The 2304-nt window shown below is 64.8% G+C and carries 4 protein-coding genes and 1 pseudogene; 1 reads left to right on the top strand and 4 read right to left on the bottom strand.

Features of this window, described 5'->3' with window-relative positions:
- Positions 1 to 125: 125 nt before the first annotated feature.
- Entirely contained in the window at positions 126 to 542 is a 417-nt protein-coding gene (locus AUC71_RS12730; RefSeq protein WP_141701676.1) for an AsmA family protein, read from the bottom strand.
- Between the two features lie 152 nt (positions 543 to 694).
- On the opposite strand from AUC71_RS12730, the gene AUC71_RS12725 reads away from it, so the two are divergent.
- Entirely contained in the window at positions 695 to 967 is a 273-nt protein-coding gene (locus AUC71_RS12725) for a DUF3303 domain-containing protein (protein ID WP_069624562.1), read from the top strand.
- Positions 968 to 976: 9 nt separating this feature from the next.
- Here the strand turns inward: AUC71_RS12725 and AUC71_RS12720 are convergent, their stop codons facing one another.
- From AUC71_RS12720 to AUC71_RS18000, 3 genes and pseudogenes are all read right to left on the bottom strand, one after another.
- Complete coding sequence (locus AUC71_RS12720; protein WP_069624559.1) at positions 977 to 1408, bottom strand: hypothetical protein; 432 nt, start codon at positions 1406 to 1408, stop codon at positions 977 to 979.
- Positions 1409 to 1479: 71 nt separating this feature from the next.
- Positions 1480 to 1932: an arsenate reductase ArsC gene (locus AUC71_RS12715; RefSeq protein ID WP_141701675.1), complete on the bottom strand. Its 453-nt coding sequence runs from the start codon at positions 1930 to 1932 to the stop codon at positions 1480 to 1482.
- A gap of 6 nt (positions 1933 to 1938) precedes the next feature.
- A pseudogene (locus AUC71_RS18000) lies at positions 1939 to 2304 on the bottom strand (UPF0262 family protein); the annotation flags it as partial.

Genomic DNA, 2304 nt, shown 5'->3' with positions numbered 1-2304 from the left:
CGCCGTTGGCCTTCGGCAGCGACGCCTCGGCGTCGAGCGCGGTGATCCGCTCCCCCGGCGTGCCATCTTCGGACGGCGGCAGGATGACCGTCCCGTTGCGGACGATGAGCTTGTCGAGACTGAGATCACGAAGCCCGCCTCGGCGGGACGCCTCTTCCGACCGCGCCCGGCGCAGGCGCCTCACCCTCCGGCAGCGGCAGCGTGATGACCGGGTCGATGAGCTCCATTTCGGTCAGTTGCACCTTGCCGCTCAACAGGCCGCTTGCGAGCAAGCCGAACTTCAAGGTGCGCGCGGTGATGAACTCGGCGGAGCCACCGGCCGCGGGTTCGGCAATGCCGACATCTCTCGCCACAAGATCGAGAGACGGGAACAAGGCGATGCGCATCGGGCCATCCACGCGCACGCGATAGCCCGTGGCACTCTCCACCTGCGCAAGCACCCTTTTCTGCAGATCGTCGGTGGCGATGAAGTAGGGAGCGACGACTACGAGCCCAACGCCGATGATGACGAAGGCCAAGACAACAAATAGAATCCGTCGCACGCTATTCTCCCGAAATCGGCCAAAACCGGCCTCACCCTACGGGAAACAGGGCGAAGCGGGAACCGCGGAGCGGTGAGAGGCTTCAATGAGATGTCGCAGACGCGGCCCTAATGTGGCGTGGAAACGCCGCGAAACACCAAGGAGACCGGAAAATGCTGTTTGTCTGCTATGTCACCATCGACCCCGAGAGCCGCGACGAGGCCATGGCGCGCCTCAAAGAGGACGGCATCGTGGAGCCAATGGGCGTCAAGCTCATCGGCGCCTGGATCGCGCTCACCCAGCAGGAGACCTGGTGCATCTTCGAGGCGGATAGCGCCGAGGCGATCATGAAGCTCTACGAGCCGTGGACAGACCTCAATGTCCACCAGATCGCGCCGGTGATGGATTTCGTGGATCTCAAGAAATACGTCGACGCGAACGACTAGGCATGCGCCTCACGATTGAGCCGCGCCGTTGGGCCCATGGGCGCGGTCCGGCGCATCCGCGTCCGCAAGCCGCTGTGCGAGGGACGCAGGCCTGGCCTTGTCCTCCCATTTAGGGGTGCTGTCGAAGGCCTCCTGGGCCACCTCGCGGATCGTGCCGTCGACCTGCTCCAGATCGCCGACGACCCGCTTGGCCATCTCCACGTAGTGCTGGTGAATGGCGTACAGCCGCCGCCGCAAATCCTCGTTCACGGAGCGTAGCGCGGAAAGCTCGCTCTGCTGGCCGGCCAAGCGGTTGCGCAACTCGTTGCGCTCCGCCACCAGGCGTTGAACTGCCGCGGCACCGGCAAGAGCGGCGTTTTCGATCGCCTGATCCGAAGCGAGCTCGCCGTTCTCATAGGGCTGCTGGGCCGCGTTTTGCGTGTCTCTGGATGTATCCGTCATAGGCGCAAGTCCTTCCCTCGAAGGGAAGGTAACGAAAAAGAGGCTAACCCGTTCCCTGGCTGGGATAAAATCTACACGCCGCCGGCGCCGGTCAGCGGGAAGCGCTGCTTGATCCTGGCGAACAGCCGGTCGCGCACGTCGCGGTAGGCGTCGAGAATCTGCTCGCGGCTGCCGCTCGCCAGAGTGGGATCGGGCGTCGGCCAATATTCCACGTCGATGGCGTAGCCGTGGGCGAGCTCGAGGGCCTTGTGCTGGGCCTCCGGCGCGAGCGTGACGATGAGATCGAAGCTGAGATCGTGCAGATCGCCGACCGACACCGGCTTATGGCGCGACATGTCGATGCCCATCTCCTCCATCACGGCGATGGCGAACGGGTCCGGCTCGCCAGGGCGCACGCCTGCGGATTCCACATAGATGCGCCTGCCGGCGAGATGCTTGAGGATGGCGGCGGCCATGGGCGAGCGGACGGCGTTGCGGCTGCAGGCGAAGAGGACCGCGCCTGGCAGATCGCCGCCTTGGCCCACGCTCTATCAGCCCTTCCAGTGAAGCGCGCAAAGGAGCGTGAAGAGGCGCCGTGCGGTGGCGATATCGACCGCGACCTTGCCCCTCAGCCGCTCCATCAATAGATGGCTGCCTTCGTCGTGGAGCCCGCGGCGGCCCATGTCGATGGCCTCGATCTTGGAGGCGGGGCTGCGTCTTGATCGCGGCGTAGTAGCTGTCGCAAATCAGAAAGTAGTCCTTCACGATGCGGCGGAACGGCGACAGCGACAGCATGACATGCTGAAGCGGCACGCGGTCCGCATCGGCCACGGAGAACACGAGGCGGTTGTCGGCGAGCGACAGATGCAGCGTGTACGGGCCCTCGCCGTCATGGCCTTCCAGCGTGAAGACGTTCT

The organism is Methyloceanibacter marginalis, from assembly GCF_001723295.1.
Taxonomy (GTDB): Bacteria; Pseudomonadota; Alphaproteobacteria; order Rhizobiales; family Methyloligellaceae; genus Methyloceanibacter; species Methyloceanibacter marginalis.
Note: the sequence above shows the minus strand (reverse complement) of the source record. Positions and strands in the feature narration are given on the sequence as shown.

Coding starts and splice junctions, on each gene's coding strand:
- AUC71_RS12720 (WP_069624559.1), bottom strand. CDS start 1,408: ATGACGGATACATCCAGAGACACGCAAAACGCGGCCCAGCAGCCCTAT.
- AUC71_RS12725 (WP_069624562.1), top strand. CDS start 695: ATGCTGTTTGTCTGCTATGTCACCATCGACCCCGAGAGCCGCGACGAG.